Origin of the sequence: Marinobacter mobilis, assembly GCF_900106945.1 — a bacterium.
In the GTDB taxonomy this organism is placed as follows: domain Bacteria; phylum Pseudomonadota; class Gammaproteobacteria; order Pseudomonadales; family Oleiphilaceae; genus Marinobacter; species Marinobacter mobilis.
Window position 1 is genome coordinate 256,750 of the sequence record NZ_FNNE01000002.1, and the last position, 17,380, is coordinate 274,129.

The 17,380-nt window shown below is 60.0% G+C and carries 16 protein-coding genes; 12 read left to right on the top strand and 4 right to left on the bottom strand.

Annotation, left to right across the window (positions count from 1 at the left end):
• Positions 1 to 110: 110 nt before the first annotated feature.
• Positions 111 to 3,584: an indolepyruvate ferredoxin oxidoreductase family protein gene (locus tag BLV11_RS03735; RefSeq protein ID WP_091811613.1), complete on the bottom strand. Its 3,474-nt coding sequence runs from the start codon at positions 3,582 to 3,584 to the stop codon at positions 111 to 113.
• Positions 3,585 to 4,236: 652 nt separating this feature from the next.
• On the opposite strand from BLV11_RS03735, the gene BLV11_RS03740 reads away from it, so the two are divergent.
• From BLV11_RS03740 to BLV11_RS03770, 7 genes are all read left to right on the top strand, one after another.
• Complete coding sequence (locus tag BLV11_RS03740; RefSeq protein WP_091811614.1) at positions 4,237 to 5,028, top strand: sulfite exporter TauE/SafE family protein; 792 nt, start codon at positions 4,237 to 4,239, stop codon at positions 5,026 to 5,028.
• Between the two features lie 138 nt (positions 5,029 to 5,166).
• Positions 5,167 to 5,706 (top strand): hypothetical protein, encoded by a 540-nt coding sequence (locus BLV11_RS03745; RefSeq protein ID WP_091811615.1) that lies wholly within the window; start codon positions 5,167 to 5,169, stop codon positions 5,704 to 5,706.
• Between the two features lie 63 nt (positions 5,707 to 5,769).
• Positions 5,770 to 6,450: an NAD(P)H-binding protein gene (locus tag BLV11_RS03750; RefSeq protein ID WP_091811616.1), complete on the top strand. Its 681-nt coding sequence runs from the start codon at positions 5,770 to 5,772 to the stop codon at positions 6,448 to 6,450.
• 48 nt (positions 6,451 to 6,498) lie between these two features.
• Positions 6,499 to 7,248: an AzlC family ABC transporter permease gene (locus BLV11_RS03755; RefSeq protein WP_091811617.1), complete on the top strand. Its 750-nt coding sequence runs from the start codon at positions 6,499 to 6,501 to the stop codon at positions 7,246 to 7,248.
• Complete coding sequence (locus tag BLV11_RS03760) at positions 7,245 to 7,556, top strand: AzlD family protein (RefSeq protein ID WP_091811618.1); 312 nt, start codon at positions 7,245 to 7,247, stop codon at positions 7,554 to 7,556. Before BLV11_RS03755 ends, BLV11_RS03760 begins: the two co-directional genes overlap by 4 nt.
• A 76-nt stretch (positions 7,557 to 7,632) precedes the next feature.
• The gene (locus BLV11_RS03765) at positions 7,633 to 8,961 is read left to right on the top strand and encodes a hypothetical protein (RefSeq protein ID WP_091811619.1); all 1,329 of its coding nucleotides are present in this window, start codon (positions 7,633 to 7,635) and stop codon (positions 8,959 to 8,961) included.
• Between the two features lie 101 nt (positions 8,962 to 9,062).
• On the top strand, positions 9,063 to 9,278 hold the full coding sequence (locus tag BLV11_RS03770) for a dodecin (RefSeq protein ID WP_091811620.1): 216 nt from the start codon (positions 9,063 to 9,065) through the stop codon (positions 9,276 to 9,278).
• Positions 9,279 to 9,318: 40 nt separating this feature from the next.
• Here the strand turns inward: BLV11_RS03770 and thpR are convergent, their stop codons facing one another.
• Positions 9,319 to 9,861 carry an RNA 2',3'-cyclic phosphodiesterase gene (thpR, locus tag BLV11_RS03775; RefSeq protein WP_091811621.1) on the bottom strand — a complete coding sequence of 181 codons (543 nt, stop codon included), beginning with the start codon at positions 9,859 to 9,861 and terminating at the stop codon, positions 9,319 to 9,321.
• The gene (locus BLV11_RS03780) at positions 9,858 to 10,538 is read right to left on the bottom strand and encodes a hypothetical protein (protein WP_091811622.1); all 681 of its coding nucleotides are present in this window, start codon (positions 10,536 to 10,538) and stop codon (positions 9,858 to 9,860) included. Before BLV11_RS03780 ends, thpR begins: the two co-directional genes overlap by 4 nt.
• A gap of 174 nt (positions 10,539 to 10,712) precedes the next feature.
• On the opposite strand from BLV11_RS03780, the gene BLV11_RS03785 reads away from it, so the two are divergent.
• Entirely contained in the window at positions 10,713 to 11,564 is an 852-nt protein-coding gene (locus BLV11_RS03785) for a CHAD domain-containing protein (RefSeq protein WP_091811623.1), read from the top strand.
• Here BLV11_RS03785 and BLV11_RS03790 read toward each other — a convergent pair.
• Positions 11,561 to 12,712, bottom strand: coding sequence for a GNAT family N-acetyltransferase (locus BLV11_RS03790; RefSeq protein WP_245725906.1), 1,152 nt, complete (start codon positions 12,710 to 12,712; stop codon positions 11,561 to 11,563). The two genes, BLV11_RS03785 and BLV11_RS03790, sit on opposite strands and share 4 nt — an antisense overlap.
• A gap of 206 nt (positions 12,713 to 12,918) precedes the next feature.
• Between BLV11_RS03790 and BLV11_RS03795 the strand changes: the two genes are divergently transcribed.
• Genes BLV11_RS03795 through BLV11_RS03810 form a run of 4 tightly spaced genes read left to right on the top strand, consistent with a single transcriptional unit; the run spans position 12,919 to position 17,322 of the window.
• A complete protein-coding gene (locus BLV11_RS03795; protein WP_091811625.1) occupies positions 12,919 to 13,785 on the top strand; it encodes an MBL fold metallo-hydrolase in 867 nt (288 codons plus the stop codon).
• 8 nt (positions 13,786 to 13,793) lie between these two features.
• Positions 13,794 to 14,213 (top strand): protein tyrosine phosphatase family protein, encoded by a 420-nt coding sequence (locus BLV11_RS03800; RefSeq protein ID WP_091811626.1) that lies wholly within the window; start codon positions 13,794 to 13,796, stop codon positions 14,211 to 14,213.
• Between the two features lie 58 nt (positions 14,214 to 14,271).
• Positions 14,272 to 15,534 (top strand): NAD(P)/FAD-dependent oxidoreductase, encoded by a 1,263-nt coding sequence (locus BLV11_RS03805; RefSeq protein ID WP_091811627.1) that lies wholly within the window; start codon positions 14,272 to 14,274, stop codon positions 15,532 to 15,534.
• A gap of 18 nt (positions 15,535 to 15,552) precedes the next feature.
• Positions 15,553 to 17,322: a SulP family inorganic anion transporter gene (locus BLV11_RS03810; protein ID WP_091811628.1), complete on the top strand. Its 1,770-nt coding sequence runs from the start codon at positions 15,553 to 15,555 to the stop codon at positions 17,320 to 17,322.
• The last annotated feature ends 58 nt before the right edge of the window (positions 17,323 to 17,380 follow it).

A 17,380-nucleotide genomic window follows, 5' to 3' on the forward strand; every position in this document is an offset into this window, starting at 1 on the left:
GGCCGCTGATACCCTTATGGGGCCGATCAGTGCCGGGTTTTATTGAGCCCGCCCGGGATCACCGGTTGGGCTCGCTCTTGTTAGTTTAGTTCGTTACCTGGCGTCAGGGTTCACATCGCCGCACTGGCAATCCGGTTGTGCTCGGTGGATGCGGGATTGAGCTCAGTGCGCAGCTGCTTGCGTTCCTTGCGGGCTGCTTCGTACGCCGCTTCCTTCACCGGGCCAAAACCGCGGATCCTGCCGGGCAGAGCCGCCAGACTGCGGGCCGCATCCAGGTGGTCGCGGCTCAGGTGTTTGAGCAGCCACTGAACATCGGATTCGTACTCGCGGATCAGCGCCCTTTCCAGGCGGCGGTCGGCGCTGTAGCCGAACACGTCCAGCGGGGTGCCGCGCAGAGACTTGAAGCGGGCCAGGATGTGAAACACTTTCTCCATCCAGGGGCCGAATTTCATCTTGCGGGGGCGTTGGCCATTCTTGGCGCGGCTCACCATGGGGGGCGCCAGGTTGAATTCCAGCTCGAAGTCTCCCTCGAACTGTTCGGCCAGCTGCTTGCGCAGGCTGCCATTGCTGAACAGCCGGGCCACTTCGTATTCGTCCTTGTAGGCCAGCACCTTGGCGTAGTTTTCAGCCACCGCGCGAACCAGCATGGGGGCCTTGCCGACCCGGGCGTCTACGGTTTTTTCGACCCTGCGTACCAGGGCCTCGTAACGCCTGGCGTAAGCTTCGTTCTGGTAGTCGGTGAGGTGGCGCTTGTTGCGCTCGATCAGCTGATCGGTGGTTTCCATGATCTGCACCGGGGTGCCCTTCGGCTGAGGGAAGGCGAGGGCTTTGACTGCGTCGAGATCGTGGGCGGCACGGCGGCCCCATAGGAATGCCTGCCTGTTTTTCTCCACCGCGACGTTGTTCAGTTCAATCGCCCGTTCGATCGATTCGGCCCGCAGTGGCAGCAGCCCCTGCTGGTAAGCGAAGCCGACAGTGAACAGGTTAACTGCCATGCCATCGCCCATCAGCGCCTTGGCCAGACCGCCGGCATCGAGGAACCAGCTGCCATCGGCGCGGGAGGCTTCACGAATGGTCTGTTCCATCGCGTCGCCAGGGTATTCCAGATCGGCATTGCGGGTGAACGCGGCCGGCATGGCGGCCTCAGTGTTGACCACACTGCGGGAAAAACGGTTATCGAGCTTGGCGAGGGCATCGTCGCTGGCTGCGACCATCAGATCAAAGGCCATCATCAGGTCGGCTTCACCGGCGGGAATCCGCACCGCATGAATGTCCTCCTGACGATTGCCGATGCGGATATGGCTGACCACGGCGCCAAACTTCTGTGCCAGACCGGCCTGATCCAGCACCGACACGCCTTTGCCCTCAAGGTGGGCCGCCATGCCGATCAGGGCACTGACGGTGACCACACCGGTACCGCCAACGCCGGTCAGAAGAATGCCGTAAGGATCGTGTTCGCCAACAAATGTCGGTTCTGGCAGATCAGCAAAAGCGGTCGCCTGGTCTACCCCCGGGGTCTTTTTGAGCTTGCCGCCCTTGACGGTGACGAAGCTCGGGCAGAAGCCGCTTACACAGCTGAAGTCTTTGTTACAGGCAGACTGGTCTATGGTGCGCTTGCGGCCCTGGTCGGTTTCCTTGGGCAGGATGGACAGGCAGTTCGACTGGATACCGCAATCACCGCAGCCTTCGCAGATGTCGGAGTGGATCATGACCCGCTGGTCCGGGTCGGCCAGGGTGCCGCGCTTGCGGCGACGGCGCTTTTCCGCCGCACAGGTCTGGTCGTAGATCAGAACTGAACAGCCCTCGATCTCGCGCATTTCCCGTTGCAGGGCATCCAGGTCATCGCGATGGTGGAAGGTGGTGCGATCGGCGAAATCTGCCCGAGACGGGTACTTGTCGATGTCGTCACTGACCACGGCGATGCGGCGGACACCTTCACCGTAGAGCTGGTGAGAGATCTGCTGAACGGTGAGGGTGCCGTCGACAGGCTGGCCACCGGTCATGGCCACCGCGTCGTTGTACAGAACTTTATAGGTGATGTTGGCACCGGAGGCGATGGCGGCGCGGATGGCCAGCAGGCCGGAATGGAAGTAGGTGCCGTCACCGAGATTCTGAAACACATGCTTCTGGTGGGTGAACGGCGCCTGGCCCAGCCAGGTCACCCCTTCGCCGCCCATCTGGGTGAAGGTGTCGGTGCCGCGATCCATCCAGGTCGCCATGTAGTGACAGCCGATGCCGCCCAGTGCGCGGCTCCCTTCGGGAACCCGGGTCGAGGTATTGTGGGGGCAGCCGGAACAGAAGTGCGGGGTGCGCTCAAGGCGTTCCTTGGGCTGGGCCAGGCTGGTTTCCTTTTCAGTCAGGAAATCGAGGCGCTGGCGCAGGGTATCGTTGCAGTAACGGTCCTTGAGGCGGCTGGCGATGGCGCGGGCGACCATGGCCGGGGTCAGCTCGGAGATGGACGGCAGCAGCTCGTTGCCCTGGTCATCGCGCTTGCCGATGATGTTGGGGCGGCTCTGGTCCTGCCAGCCGTAGAGTTGGGTGCGAATCTGATCTTCGATCAGGCCGCGCTTCTCCTCCACCACCAGAATTTCTTCCAGCCCCTGGGCGAATTCAAAGATGCCTTCTGGTTCCAGTGGCCAGGTCATGGCTACCTTGTAGACCGTAAGGCCGATGGCTTCGCACTCGGCATGCCCGAGCCCCAGGTCAGCCAGCGCCTGGATAACATCCAGATAGGACTTGCCGGTGGTGACAATGCCAAAACGCGGCTGGCTGGCGGTGACCACGGTTTTGTCGAGGCGATTGGCACGGCAGAAGGCCTTGGCCGCCTCAAGTTTGTAGCGGTGCAGGCGCTCTTCCTGTTCCAGGGGCTTGTCTGGCCAGCGGGCGTTGAGACCGCCTTCCGGCAATGTGAGGTTATCCGGAATCCGGATGTTGATCCGGCTCAGGTTGAGGTCGGCGGAGATGGACGAGTCCATGACTTCAGCCAGCGCCTTGAAACCGATCCAGCAACCACTGTATCGGGACATTGCCCAGCCATACAGGCCGAGATCGAGCATTTCCTGAACGCCACTGGGATTAAGCACTGGCATGGAAGCGTCCATGAAGGCGTAATCGCTCTGGTGGGGCAGGGTTGAAGATTTGCAGGCATGGTCATCGCCGGCAACGGCAAGAACGCCACCGTACTGGGAGCTACCGGCGGCGTTGGCGTGCTTGAACACGTCACCGGTGCGGTCAACTCCGGGGCCTTTGCCGTACCAGAGGGCGAAAACGCCATCGTATTTGGCGCCTTCGAAAATGTTCACTTGCTGGGAGCCCCACACGGCGGTAGCACCCAGGTCTTCGTTCACGCCCGGTAGAAAGTGGACGTGTTTTTCCTTGAGGTAATCCTTGGCTTTCCACAACACCTGGTCAAATCCACCCAGAGGGGATCCGCGATAGCCGGAGATAAAACCGGCGGTGTTGAGATCGTTGAGTTGATCCAGCTGAGCCTGGAGCAGAGGAAGTCGCGCCAGGGCCTGGCTGCCTGTCATGTAAACCGGGCCGGAATCACGTTCCCAGACATCGTTGAGGCTGACATCACGCATAACTTGTTACCTTATCCCAGTCCAGGACTGGTCACTTTTTCCAGTTAAAACCATGCAGCGGCTGACGGCAGTACTGTCTGTGCCGACATGCTTGGAAGCTTGAGTTCAGGAACGCAATCAGACCCTGGCGGGCAAACAACGGATACAGGTCCGGTTTGCGTGGCCGGGGAGGGAAGAACTCACTGGAATCGTGGGGGTAACGCTGATGTGATGATGACTGTGCAGGATGCACAGTTGAGCTGGAGAAACAGCTGCGTAAGACATGTTGAAATCCTCTCCACCAGCCGGATCACGGCGGTAGTCATCGTATTGTTGTTGTGGTGGTTCGGCTTTTGGCCGAACGCTTGATTTCAGAGTTCGTTCACCCTCGTGAGGGACGAACAAGGGCTCAAACTAGATGCTTTTTCTAAACACGTCAACGAAAAATTTTGGATCAGATCATCGTATCTCTCGTCAGACGTCTGGCGCTTAGCCGCTGCCCCGGGCCGCCTGGCGGCGGCCAGGTCCCGGTTTTCAGAGGACTATGAGTTTCGGTTCTTGCGTATTCGTCGGGCAGGAGAACGTCATGATGGCGACGATCGCGTTGGGCTGCGTTAGACTGCCGCACTTTCCAGCGTGTCCATGCTGATTCACTTCGCTGACCAGGAGACTTATGGCTGACCTTTCGCTGCTGCAGTACGCGCTGATCGGGCTGATCTTTATCTGGAGCGGGTTTGTCCGGTCCGGGCTTGGCTTCGGCGGTGCCGTACTCTCCTTGCCTTTCTTGCTGCTGGTGCATAATGATCCGCTGGTGTACCTGCCGATTATTTCGGTGCACCTTCTGGTCTTCTCCTCGCTGACTATTGCCCTCAACAACCGCAAGCGGACAGCTCCGGGCACGACCAGAACCGGCGACGCCCCGGTAAGTTCTGTGGACTGGCGCTACCTGTGGCGGATCCTCGGGATCATGATCGTGCCCAAGCTGATTGGCGTATTCGGGCTGATTACCCTGCCGGCCCACATCATGAGTCTGATCATTTTCGGCATCGTGGCGCTGTATTCGCTTTCCTATATATTCAACCGGCCGTTTCGCAGCAACAGCAGGACAGTAGACACCCTTTTCCTGATGCTGGGTGGCTACATCAGTGGCACCTCGCTGATTGGGGCGCCGCTGATCATAGCGGTGGTGGCCCAGCATGTGGCCCGGGCGCAACTGAGGGATACCCTGTTCGCACTCTGGTTCATCCTGGTGACCATCAAGATGGCGGCCTTTGTCTGGGCGGGTGTCGACCTGCAACTGATTCACCACCTCTGGCTGCTGCCCTGTGCCACCATCGGTCATGTCATTGGTCTGAAGTTTCATGACCGTATGCTGAAGGCTGAAACGCGGGTGTTTTTCCGGGTGCTCGGTTCGGTATTGCTGCTGATCAGTTGCATTGGCCTGGGTCAGCTGCTGCTGGCCTGAGTCGCTGTTACTCCGTTTGACGCTAAGCCCTGAGGGGTTATCCCCAATCGGTCTTGGTGGGCGGTCGATGTGGTGTCTGGTCGTTTTATAATCAGCTCTGGGGCGCTATAGATATCGTCCCGAAACGGAGGTGTGGTTATGAAACGACTCTTCTATCTGGTTGATCACATTGATCATGTGCAGGACATATCCGATGACCTGCACGCCCGTGGTGTCAGCGACTGGCGCTTTCATGTTGTCAGCAAGGACGAGGCAGGGCTGTATACCCACCGGCTCCATCGTGCCAGCGTTTTTGATCGAACCGATCTGGCTCGCTATGTCGAGCGGGGCATGCTCATCGGATTGGTGCTTGGACTTTCATTCATCCTGCCGATGGCACTCTATTCGGGTCTCGGCTGGCCAACCATCGCTTGGGTCGGCCTGTCTGTGTTTGCGGTCATGGCTGGTGGCTGGCTTGGCGGTTTTGGTGGTATTTCTGCCGAGAATTACCGGATCCGCCGATTCCACGATGCGATTGAGGCCGGGAAATACCTGGTCATGGTGGACGTACCGAAGAAGTTTACCGAAGAAGTGGAACAGGAGATGCTGGAACACCACCCCGAAGCCCTGCTGAAGGCCGAGGGCAGCAGTTTCAACAACCCCTTTGCCAGCGCGGACGGTCGGGTTCATCTGGTCTGAGCCTTAATCGGCAGTGACCAGCTGTGCTATGTTGGTGGCGCTCACAACAGGAATTCATGATCCATGAACGTATTGTTACTTGGCGCCACCGGTCTTACCGGGAGTCACTGCCTGCCGGGGTTGTTGGCAACGCCTGAAATTGAACAGGTGCATGCCCTCACTCGCCGGCCGTTAACGCTGCAGCATCCGAAACTCATCGCTGCCGAGGCGGATTTTGATCACCTGGAGGCGTCTGCCCATCATTTCGAGGTGGATGTCGTCGTTTGCTGTCTAGGTACGACCCTCCGTCAGGCCGGCTCCCGGGATCGCTTCTACCGGGTCGACCACGATTACTGCCTGGAAGCGGCCCGGATCGGCAAGGCACGGGGCGCAAAGGCTTTTCTGCTGATGTCAGCGGTAGGGGCCTCGCCGTCGTCCACGGTTTTCTACAATCGGGTTAAGGGCGAGCTCGAACGGGACATCACCGCCCTGCATTACCCGCTGTTGTCGATCTATCACCCTGGCTTGCTGCTCGGTAACCGGCAGGAACATCGCACTGGCGAGGCGGCCATGGCCCGGGTGATGCCGGTGCTCAACCTGGGGTTGATCGGCCCGCTTAGCCGTTACCGTGGTATTGAGTCGGAGATGGTCGCGCATGCCATGGTCAACGAGGTGAGGGAACTGAACCTCGCCGGGCTGTCGTCTGCGCAAGTGGAATTCCGTCACTACGAAGACATCCTTGCGCTGGCGATGGCGTCCCCATAACGGCAACTACCTATTCGCAGGAGCGCTTAATTTCCTTAGCGTTGGACGATGAATCCCAGCACGCCAACGTATCAATTACAGCCCGGTAAAGTCCGGGCTGAGTTTTTTCGCCTTCTTCCCATCTCGCTGTTTGTGGTGGCCTTTGGTGCTGCCTTTGGTTTGGCTGCCGTTCAGGCAGGCCTGACTCCGTCGCAGTCAATCCTGATGAGTACCACGGTTTTTGCCGGAGCCTCGCAGTTTGCGGCTCTCGATATGTGGGGCACCCAGGTGTCGGTTCTGCCGCTGATCGTGGTGGTGTTCGCGATCAACTCCCGCCACCTGCTGATGGGCGCTTCGCTCTACCCGATGCTGCGGGAACTGCCGGCCGGCCAGCGTTACGGCATCCTGCTGGTCCTGACCGATGCCAATTGGGCGGTGGCGGCTCAGGAGTACCAGAGCGGCCGTCGTAACCTGGAAGTGATTCTGGGTGGTGGTCTGGTGCTGTGGCTGGCCTGGCTGGCGGGCACCCTGCTCGGTGTGTATTTCGGCGGCCTTTTGCAAGATCCCAAGGCGCTGGGGCTGGATATGGTCTTGGGCTGCTTTCTGCTGGCCATGGCACTGGGAGGTAAAAAGTCACCCCGGGTACTGGTTGCCTGGACGGTCGCAGCGATTGCATCGATGTTTGCCTACCGCTGGCTACCGCCGAATACCCATGTGGTGGTGGGCGCGCTGGCGGGCGGTGCGGTCGGGTACTTCTGGCTTGATGAAGTTAACGGTGAAGTAAAAGGGGAAGCCTCAGAGGAGGGCTCGCGGGCATGACCATCGAAACCTCTGTTGCCGGTACCCTCGCGCTGATTGGCATTATGGCTGCCGTTACCCTGGTGACCCGCTTTGGTGGCGTATTCCTGATGTCGTTCGTACGCATCAGCCCGCGTATCGAGAGTTTTATCAACACCATGGCCAGCTCAGTGCTGATTGCCATCATTGTCCCGATGGCTTGGGAAGGTGATGCCGGTGCCCGTCTGGCCCTGTTGGTAACGGCTGCACTGGTGTTGCTGATTCGCAAGCCGCTACCGGCAATTGCGGCAGGCATTGCCGCCGCTGCGGTGGTGCGCTATCTGACCTGATGGCCAGGTAGTGGTGTTCAAGAAATAATCAGGTAAGCCGATAACCGGAGCAGACCGTTTTTAAGTGGAAGGCTCCATGATCACCAGCAGTCAGATTTCCTTCGTTCAGAACAGCCGTCGCCAGGCCAGCGCTTTTGACACTAGCCAGCTACGCATCCAGCAGAGTGCCGCCCCCGAGGGCGGACGCACCGAATTACTGTTACAGCGTGAAGCGATGTATCACTACCAGTCCAGTGAGCAGCTGGCTTGGACCTCCAGCAGTCAGGTTTCCTCGGATCAGGGCCGCCAGCAGTTTGCCGCGGCCAGCCTGGCACAGTCGTCCTCGGATCTGGTACTGGCGGGCCAGGAGGCCATTCGTATCAGTCGGGCGGCCCTGGGTGGCGAGGTTGGAGTGTCTGACCGGGGTTCGCTGAGCATCACGGCCGGGCGTTATTCCTTCTACTCCATGACCGAGTCCCGCAGTGTGACCGCGATGGGCACCATCGAGCTGGGCGATGGCGCAACGGTGGATTTCACCCTCGCCCTGCGCCAGCAGCAGAGTCACCAGTACGAATACTCGGAAAGCCTGAAGATTGTCGAGCGCCCCGCCACTGACCCGCTGGTGATCAATTTCGGTACCGCCAGTGCGTCGCTCAGCGATGCGCTGTTTGAATTTGATCTCGACAGCGACGGTGACCAGGAACGGCTTGCCCGCCTCGGCAGTGGCAGCGGCTATCTGGTGCTGGACCGGAACGGCAATGGTCAGGTGGACGACGGATCCGAGTTGTTCGGTCCGCAGTCAGGTTCCGGCTTCGCTGACCTGGCGCGTTACGACGACGATGGCAATCGCTGGATCGACGCGGATGATCCAGTCTTCGGGGACCTGAAAGTGTGGGTGCAGACCGAAGACGGAGGTGAGGAACTGCGCTCGCTGGCTGACGTTGGTGTCCGTGCGCTGTATGTTGACGCTGCCAGCGACAGCTTCACCCTGACCAACAGTCAGGGCGTCCCGCTGGGGCAGATCAAGGCCACCGGGCTCTACCTGACGACTGACGGCGAAGTCAGAACCCTGGAAGAACTCGACCTCAACGATCAACAGCCGGCCGATGTGCCCCCGGCCCAGCAGTCACTGGGCTTCTCCAGCGGCACTGGCACCCCCGGTAACAGTCGCGATGACCGCATTGCCAGCATCCGGCAGGCGCTGGACAAACTGAATGAGATTCGCCAGCAGCAACGGGATTATCTGGAGCGGGCACAGCAGTCGGCTGAAGCCGGAGTCGAAGACGGCGTTCTGGACAACTATGGCGAAAATCCCCTTGATCAGTATATGAACCTGATCGACCGCATTCGGCTTGAACTGCTGGCGCGCATTGCCGAACGCCAGCAGGCCGCAGCCCGCTATCAGCAAACCTCCACGGCACAGTAGTGGCGAGGTTCCGGGCCCGCACCTGTGCAGATCCCACGGTGTGGGCTAGGCTCAAAGGGTAACCCTTGAGTCCGAGCGCCAGGCGCTCTACGGAGGTTTCCATGTCCAATCATCATACTTACAAGAAAGTGGAAGTGGTCGGCTCATCCAGGAACAGTATCGAGGAGGCCATTGGTAACGCGCTGGAGTCCTGCAGTAAGAGCATTCGCAACATGGAATGGTTTGAGGTGCTGGAAACTCGGGGCCATGTAGTCGATGGCAAGGTGGCCCATTACCAGGTGGTGATGAAGGTGGGGTTCCGAATCGAGGGCAGCTAGTGTTCCGTAAAGGGCACAAGTCCTTGCCACCGGATTCTTGTCAGCGGGCTTCGCCGGAGCGGGCAATTATCTCGTAGCGCGACCCGCCAACCCCGGGGGTGCTGGAAAACAGGGCCAGTTGACGTACGTCAAAGGGCGCACAGTGGAAGTCCCGGAACGCCTTAACGTAACGGGCAATGTCTTCCCGCTGTGCTCCGCTGGCCATGCGGGCGAGGGTCACGTGGGGGCGGTAGTGGCGATTGTCCAGCGTGACGCCAAGGGCGGTAAGTGCGGCCTTGTCCTGGTTATGCAGGTCGATGAGGGGGGCCTCAGGCTCGACCCCCAACCACACTGCGCGAGTGCGAAAATGGCCGGCTCCGGTCAGCACCACGCTGAAGGGCGCAAATTGGGTATCGCGTACCCGGGCGGCGATTTCTTCCGCGAGGGCCGGGGAGACGGCGCCAATAAAGTTCACCGTCAGGTGTAATTGCCCGAAGGTTTGCCAGCGGGCCCCGGGCAGGTGACATTGGCAATCCGGGATGGCCTGACGGATCGTCTCAGGCAGTTCGATACCGGTAAATAATCGCAGTTTGTCTGATTTCACCGGGGCGACGGCTCCGTTGTTCTGATCATTCTTCTCCGGATCACTTCAATTAACTGGTTCAAAAGTTCACGGCATTCGCCATCATAGAGCATACGAAACTTCTGCTGCAGCTGTTCCCGTTCGCCCCCTTCCTGGTTGCCGGTTTCGCTTCGCAGGTCCTGATACTGACACCCGGCAAGATGGGCCTTGATCTCCTGATCGATCAAGCGGGTGGCGAGATCGTCAGCATGGGCGTAGCAGAAGGGGCGGACCGTATTCAGAACGGTGCGGGCTTCGAGCGCGGCGTTGCGGGCCTGAAGCCGGCTGTCGGAAGCCGCTTCACCGGTTTCGGCGGCCCGCAGGAAGGTACCGAGCTTTTCGTGGAGATCGCAGATCAGCGGCCAGAGCTTCTCATAGGCGGCTTGTTCGATGGCCAGACGCTCCGGATCCGGAGGCGTCGTCTCGCTGACTGGTCTGGATGAGCCATTGAAGTGTTCCACCCGTAATTCATCCATCTCCCGCCAGAGGATGTCCAGCCGTTGGCGGGTGTAATCCAGATCGTCCTGGCAGCGGTTACGGTAGCGCCGGCTGGTGATCAGAGTGAGTAAGGCCAGCACCAGCGCGGCCCCGGCCAGCACCAAAACAAGGGTGCTTTCGGGCAGGGGAGTCAGGTTGGCAAGCAGGCGCTCTGCGTCCATGGCGTATTGCCCTTGGCTGGGTCCGGTACTGGTGTTGCGAAGTTTGTACGATGCGAACTTTTTAAAGTGTAGACCAGTCCCCGCAGCCGTGGCCGCCGACTGTTCCTCCAGCTAGTCTATGATCAGAAGGTTGCGCTGTTGTGTTGACCCTGTGAGTTGGTTTGCGAGGTGGCCATGCGTTATCGCCTGCGGCCCGGGCGCCCCCTGGATTCTGAGTTCCGTAACCTGTATCGCTCGCTCAATGAAACTCTGGCGTTGGCCTTGTTGATGGCCTGCCGTGAGCCGGAACGTGGGGTGCACCAGGCCCGAAGAAGCTGCAAGGAAGTACGGGCGTTGCTGCGTTTGTTTGGTGGAGATGCCTCCCATCAGCGTTTCTATCGCTCGCTCGCGGCGGGTTTGTCCGGGCAGCGCGATGCGGTGGTGATGGTGAAGACCTGGCAGGGGCTGGTGAATGAGATTGCGGATTTTCAGGGCAGTGAGTTTGTTCCAGTGACCCGTTTTCTGAGCACGCCAGAAGGTGTCGCTGAAGCGAGACCTGGCGACCAGTCGATGTATCTGGAACTGGCTCAGAGCGCCGAAGCGCAGTGTGCCCGGGGTCCGGGTTGTGGCATTCCCAACGGCTTATCCGCACTGGAGCGGATCTACCGGCGGGCCCGCAAAGCGTGGCATAAAGCCAGCGATTCCGGTGACCGGGAAGATTTTCATGACTTCCGCAAACGCAGCAAGGAGCTCTACTACAGCCTGCGCTTCCTCAAACCGTTGCTCCCAAAACCGTCACAGCGGCTGGTCGGGCAGCTGAAGAAGCTCACCGAGGTTCAGGGGCTGGCGAATGATGTGGCGGTGCTCGAAGAGCACCTGTCTGCCCATGCTGACCAGATTCGACTGACTCAGGTCGGTTGGCGTTGTCTGAACCGCGTGTTGGCGAACAAGGAGCAGGCATTACAAGCAAAAGCCTTTCGACTGGCAAAACCCATTCTGGCTGTACGACCCTGCCAGTTTACCGGCCGTCTGAATCTGCCGGTCTAATCAGTGGCGCCCTTGTGGAACGGAAGCAACGTCATTGCTTCGTTACGGTAGCCACGAACCTGGTCGGCTTCTTCCCTGCAGAAATTCCCGATGGCCTGGCGAAAATCCGGATGGGCAACGCCATGCCAGGAATGTGTGAGGGTGGGCTCAAATCCCCGGATCAGCTTGTGTTCGCCCTGCGCGCCGGCGTCAAAGCGGGCCAGGCCGAGGGCAATGGCCAGTTCGATGCCTTGGTAATAGCAGGTTTCGAAATGCAAGTGGTTGTATTCCTCCAGGCATCCCCAGTAACGCCCATACAGGGTGTCGGCGCCGATCAGGAAAAGGGCTCCGGCAATCCAGTCTCCGTCTTTCTCCGCCATGATCAGGTGTAGCTGCTCCGGCTGTTCCCGTTGCAGGGCACGGAAAAAACTGAGGTTGAGATAGGGCCGCTGGCCGCGCTTGAAGTAGGTCGCCTGGTAATACTGGTAAAAGGTGGACAAGGCCGCTCCTGACAGGTCGGTGCCGGGGTAGTGTTCAAAGCGAATGCCCTGCTCGCTGACCTGACGTCGCTCCCGGCGAATGGACTTGCGCTTGCGGGAGGTCAGCGTGGCCAGAAAATCATCGAACTGGTGATAGCCGCGGTTGTGCCAGTGAAACTGACAACCCAGCCGGTGAAGGCTGCCGGGGCTGTCCAGCAACGACTGGTCGGCCTGGTCGGGAAACAGCAGGTGCCAGGAGTGGGCGCCAAGTCGGCTGATCAGCAGGTCGAGGGCGTGCTGAATCATGGCTGGGGTCATCCTCTGCCGTTGCTGCGGATCCAGCAGCAGTCGTGGACCCTGGGCCGGGGTAAACGGCACGGCAATGAGCAACTTGGGGTAATACGGCAGACCATGGCGTTGGTAGGCATCAGCCCAGCCCCAGTCGAACACATATTCCCCCATTGAGTGGTTTTTCAGGTAGGCCGGGGCAACACCGGCCAGAACACCGTCCAGCTTGATCAACAGGTGGCAGGGCTGCCAGCCGCTGGCCTGGGTGGTGCATCCGCTATGCTCCAGAGCCGCGAAGAAACGATGGCGAAGAAATGGGTTACCGGCGCTGCTGAACCGGTCCCAGGCTGCTTCGGGGATATCGTCAATGGTGGTAACGGTTTCGAGCGTTAGTTCGGGCATGGCGTCCATCACGAAGGTCGGGCTGCTGTCCCGGGCGGGACACTAGCCGTAACCATACCGGCAAAGCATCCGGCATTCATCCACCGCTGATGGATCGGGCTGCAGGGGCGATAACAATTCATATTCAAAAAAGATCTATGCTTATAACTCAAAATGTGGTTTATTGAAGATCACAAAATAGCCACCCCTGGTATGGAGGAACGACGATGCTGAAACCAGTCGTCACTTGCTTCTTCGATGAACCTACCAACACCTTCAGTTACGTGGTGAAGGATCCCGGCAGCCGCTCTTGCGCGATCGTGGATTCGGTTCTGGATTTTGATTACGCCTCCGGGCGGACTGACGTCCGGTCGGCCGACGAGATTATCAGCTTCGTTCGTGAGCAGGGTCTGACGGTCGAGTGGATACTGGAAACTCACGTCCACGCTGACCACCTGTCAGCGGCGCCCTATCTGAAAAACAAGGTCAGTGGCCAGACCGGCATCGGCGAGAAGATCATCGAGGTGCAGGAGATTTTTGGCAAGGCGTTCAACGCCGGTACCGAGTTTGCCCGCGATGGCAGTCAGTTCGACCGTCTGTTCCGGGAGGGAGATACCTTCCAGGTGGGCGCTCTTGAAGGGCGCATCCTGCATACCCCGGGGCATACCCCCGCATGCCTGACCTATGTGATTGGCGATGCGGCCTTTGTTGGCGACACGCTGTTTGCGCCGGATGCCGGAACGGCCCGCTGTGATTTTCCGGGTGGCAGTGCCCACATCCTGTATCAGTCGATTCAGAAGGTGCTGGCATTGCCTTCAGAGACCCGTATTTTCCTGTGCCATGACTACAAGGCACCGGGGCGGGACGAGTATCTGCACGAGACCACCGTGGCCGAACAGCGTGAGCGCAACATTCATGTTCACACCGGCATGAGCGAGGATGATTTTGTCAGGCTGCGCACCGACCGGGACGCCACGCTGGCCATGCCACGCCTGATTCTGCCCTCCGTGCAGGTCAACATGCGGGCGGGCGAGATGCCGCCGGAGGACAACAACGGTCAGGTTTACCTGAAAATCCCAGTCAACCTGTTCTAGGGGGCAACATGAACATTCATTACCTCGAACCGGCGTTTGCAATCGCTGATGCCCTGACAACCGATGAATTGGTTGAGGTGAAAGCACAGGGTTTTCGTTCCGTGATCTGTAACCGGCTGCCCGGAGAGGATGGTTTCCAGGGGGCTGGCGCCTTTGCTGCGGCCGCTGCCGAGTTGGGGCTGTCGTGGGTGTGTATTCCGGTTGCCCCGGGCGAGTATTCCGAGGCCGATGTCGAAGCGTTCGGGCAGGCCCTGGAGCAGCTGTCCTCTCCCATACTGGCGTTCTGCAGAACCGGACGTCGTGCCGTGCACCTGTGGGCCCAGGCCCGGGCCAAGGCGCCCCAGTGCAATATTGCGCAGCTGCTCAAGGCGGCCCATGACGCCGGACACGATCCTCAGCCCATACAGGACATGCTGGGCCAGAAATAGCGAGACTGAGTGTGAGTCACGGGGCAGGAGCCCTGGCAACTCCGGAGGCAAGATTCAAATGCAGAGTCACTACCATAAAACCGAGTTCCCGGTCAGGCACCACGATGTGGTTATCATTGGCGGCGGTTCCGGAGGCGTGGCGACGGCGGCCAGCCTGCTGAAACGGCAGGCAGACCTGGACATCGCAATTCTGGATCCGAAGACCACCCACGACTATCAGCCAGGCTGGACCATGGTGGGCGGAGGTGTTTTCTCCGCCGAGAGTACCCGTCGGCGAACGGAAACGGTGATTCCCGACCGTTGTCACTGGTACCGGCAGGCAGCTGAGCGGGTCGACCCGGATGAACAGCTGGTGACGCTGGCGGATGGCTGCCGTGTGGGCTATCAGCGCCTGGTTGTTGCGCCAGGACTGCTGCTGAACTGGGACGCCATCGAGGGGCTGTCCGGGACACTTGGCCAGAATGGGGTCACCTCCAACTACCGTTACGATCTCGCCCCCTATACGTGGTCTCTGGTTCAGCAGATGAAGCAGGGCAAGGCGTTGTTCTGCCAGCCGCCCATGCCGATCAAGTGTGCAGGTGCGCCCCAGAAGGCCATGTATCTGTCGGCTGATCACTGGCGGCGGGCGGGTGTGCTTGATTCGATGGATATCTCATTCCACTCGGCAGGCGGAGTATTGTTCGGCGTTGAGGACTATGTGCCTGAGCTCCAGAAATACGTCGCGATGTATGGCATCGACGTTAACTACATGGAGCAGCTGGTCGCGGTCGATGGCGCCGCGAAGATCGCCCGCTTTGTCAAAACCATCGGCGATCATAGGGAAACCGTGGAGCACTCTTTTGACATGCTCCACGTCGTTCCTCCGCAGGTAGCCCCTGACTTCATTGCCCGCTCCGGTCTGGCCAACGCTGATGGCTGGCTCGACCTGAATGCGGAAACCCTGCAGCACAACCGCTACCCGACGATCTTCGGGGTAGGGGATGCTATCGGCACCACCAATGCCAAGACCATGGCGGCAGCGAGAAAACAGGTGCCGGTCGTGGCGGAAAACTTGCTTGCCTCTCTCGATGGCTCGCCGTTGCGTGCCGCCTACCTCGGGTATGGTTCCTGCCCTCTGACGGTAGAGCGGGGGCGGATTGTGCTCGCCGAGTTTGGCTATGGTGGCAAACTGCAGCCAACCTTCCCACAATGGTTGAATGACGGCACCAAGGCGACCCGAATGGCCTGGTGGCTGAAAGCAAAGCAGCTTCCCTGGATCTACTGGAATGGCATGCTCAAGGGGCGGGAATGGCTGGCCAGACCAGCGGTTCGGCAGGACTAGGCTCATGGAGCGGAATTGATGATAGATCGGATTGCTAGGTTCCTGCCCGTGGCCCGCTGGCTGAAGGGCTACAACGGCGGAACATTTGTCAGTGATAGCCTGGCGGCGGTCATCGTTACCCTGATGCTCGTACCCCAGGCGCTGGCCTATGCCCTGCTCGCTGGCCTCCCTGCTGAAGTGGGGTTGTACGCCAGTATGATCCCGCTGGTGGTGTATGCCATTTTTGGCACCAGTGCGACCCTTGCGGTCGGGCCCGTGGCCGTGGCGTCGCTGATGACGGCGTCGGCTCTGGGAGGCATTGCCGAAGCGGGCTCGCCGGAATACGTTGGTGCCGCCCTCGTGCTGGCGGCCCTGTCGGGGCTGATCCTGTTTGCCATGGGGGTTCTCCGGCTCGGTTTTCTTGCCAACTTTCTCAGCCATCCGGTGATCTCGGGCTTCGTGACGGCATCGGGCATCCTGATCGCCGCTAGCCAGATTGGCCATATCCTCGGAATCAACGGAGGTGGCCAAAACCTGCTGGAAATGGGGCAGGGGCTCTGGCAGCAATTGGGGGCTATCAATCCGGTGACGGTGATGATCGGGGGCGGCGCTCTGCTGTTCCTCTACGTGTGCCGGCGTTTTCTCAAAGGTGGACTCATGGCGGTCGGCCTGTCAGAGCGGTTGGCAGATCTGGCCACTAAGGCCGCGCCGGTGTCAGCCGTGATTGTGACTACAGCGGCGGCCTGGTTCTGGGATCTCGGTGCCACCGGGGTCAAGCTGGTGGGAGAGGTGCCCAGTGGCCTGCCCAGCATCAGCCTACCGTCCCTGGACCCGGCCATCTGGAGCACCCTGTTGCCGGCCGCGGTGCTGATCAGTCTGGTGGGATTTGTCGAATCCGTGTCCGTCGCCCAGACCCTCGCGGCGAAGCGGCGCCAGCGGATTGATCCCAATGCCGAGCTGATCGCCCTGGGGCTGGCCAATGTTGGTGCGGGGGTTGGTGGCGGTTCACCGGTGTCCGGTGGCTTTTCCCGCTCGGTGGTGAATTTTGAGGCGGGTGCACAAACCCCGATCGCTGGCGCCCTCACGGCTCTGGGCATTGCGATCGCCACGTTGACGCTGACGGGTTTGCTGGCGTTTCTGCCCAAGGCGACTCTGGCGGCGACCATTATTATTGCGGTCAGTACGTTGATTGATTTCTCTGCGATCCGCCGGACCCTGAATTATTCCAGGGCCGACGGTGCCGCCATGCTGGCCACCATCATACTGACGCTGGGGCATGGTGTTGAACTGGGTATTCTGGTCGGGGTCGGCATGTCGCTGGGCCTCTACCTTTACCGAACCAGTCGGCCCCACAGTGCCGTGGTGGGACTGATCCCGGGCACCGAGCATTTCCGTAACGTGAGTCGCCACGATGTCCGTACCGACGATGCGACGATTATCCTGAGGGTGGATGAGAGCCTTTACTTCGCCAACGCCCGGTACCTGGAAGACCGGGTGCTGGAACTGGTGTCTGCGCGGCCACGGCTGAAAAACCTGGTGCTTGCGTGTCAGGCGGTGAACGACATTGACGCCTCCGCACTGGAGAGCCTGGAAGCCATTGACAGCCGTCTGAAGGAAGCTGGCATCACCCTGCATCTGGCGGAAGTTAAAGGGCCGGTTATGGATCGTCTGCGTAAAACCGGGTTCTGCCACGAACTTCGCGGGCAGATTTTCCTGAGCACCTTTGAGGCCTGGACGTCCTTGGTCAAGGCACCACCGGTGATAACCGGCATTCCGAAAGAGCCGGCACGTATTTCCCGGGGCCGCTAACCGGGATTGTCCTGACCAGGGTCAGATCACCCCCGGGCGATCCTGTGCCAGACTGGTA

Excerpts from the sequence above, each read along its gene's own strand:
- BLV11_RS03735 (WP_091811613.1), bottom strand. The coding sequence starts at position 3,584 with ATGCGTGATGTCAGCCTCAACGATGTCTGGGAACGTGATTCCGGCCCG.
- BLV11_RS03740 (WP_091811614.1), top strand. The coding sequence starts at position 4,237 with ATGGCTGACCTTTCGCTGCTGCAGTACGCGCTGATCGGGCTGATCTTT.
- BLV11_RS03745 (WP_091811615.1), top strand. The coding sequence starts at position 5,167 with ATGAAACGACTCTTCTATCTGGTTGATCACATTGATCATGTGCAGGAC.
- BLV11_RS03750 (WP_091811616.1), top strand. The coding sequence starts at position 5,770 with ATGAACGTATTGTTACTTGGCGCCACCGGTCTTACCGGGAGTCACTGC.
- BLV11_RS03755 (WP_091811617.1), top strand. The coding sequence starts at position 6,499 with ATGAATCCCAGCACGCCAACGTATCAATTACAGCCCGGTAAAGTCCGG.
- BLV11_RS03760 (WP_091811618.1), top strand. The coding sequence starts at position 7,245 with ATGACCATCGAAACCTCTGTTGCCGGTACCCTCGCGCTGATTGGCATT.
- BLV11_RS03765 (WP_091811619.1), top strand. The coding sequence starts at position 7,633 with ATGATCACCAGCAGTCAGATTTCCTTCGTTCAGAACAGCCGTCGCCAG.
- BLV11_RS03770 (WP_091811620.1), top strand. The coding sequence starts at position 9,063 with ATGTCCAATCATCATACTTACAAGAAAGTGGAAGTGGTCGGCTCATCC.
- BLV11_RS03780 (WP_091811622.1), bottom strand. The coding sequence starts at position 10,538 with ATGGACGCAGAGCGCCTGCTTGCCAACCTGACTCCCCTGCCCGAAAGC.
- BLV11_RS03785 (WP_091811623.1), top strand. The coding sequence starts at position 10,713 with ATGCGTTATCGCCTGCGGCCCGGGCGCCCCCTGGATTCTGAGTTCCGT.
- BLV11_RS03790 (WP_245725906.1), bottom strand. The coding sequence starts at position 12,712 with ATGCCCGAACTAACGCTCGAAACCGTTACCACCATTGACGATATCCCC.
- BLV11_RS03795 (WP_091811625.1), top strand. The coding sequence starts at position 12,919 with ATGCTGAAACCAGTCGTCACTTGCTTCTTCGATGAACCTACCAACACC.
- BLV11_RS03800 (WP_091811626.1), top strand. The coding sequence starts at position 13,794 with ATGAACATTCATTACCTCGAACCGGCGTTTGCAATCGCTGATGCCCTG.
- BLV11_RS03805 (WP_091811627.1), top strand. The coding sequence starts at position 14,272 with ATGCAGAGTCACTACCATAAAACCGAGTTCCCGGTCAGGCACCACGAT.
- BLV11_RS03810 (WP_091811628.1), top strand. The coding sequence starts at position 15,553 with ATGATAGATCGGATTGCTAGGTTCCTGCCCGTGGCCCGCTGGCTGAAG.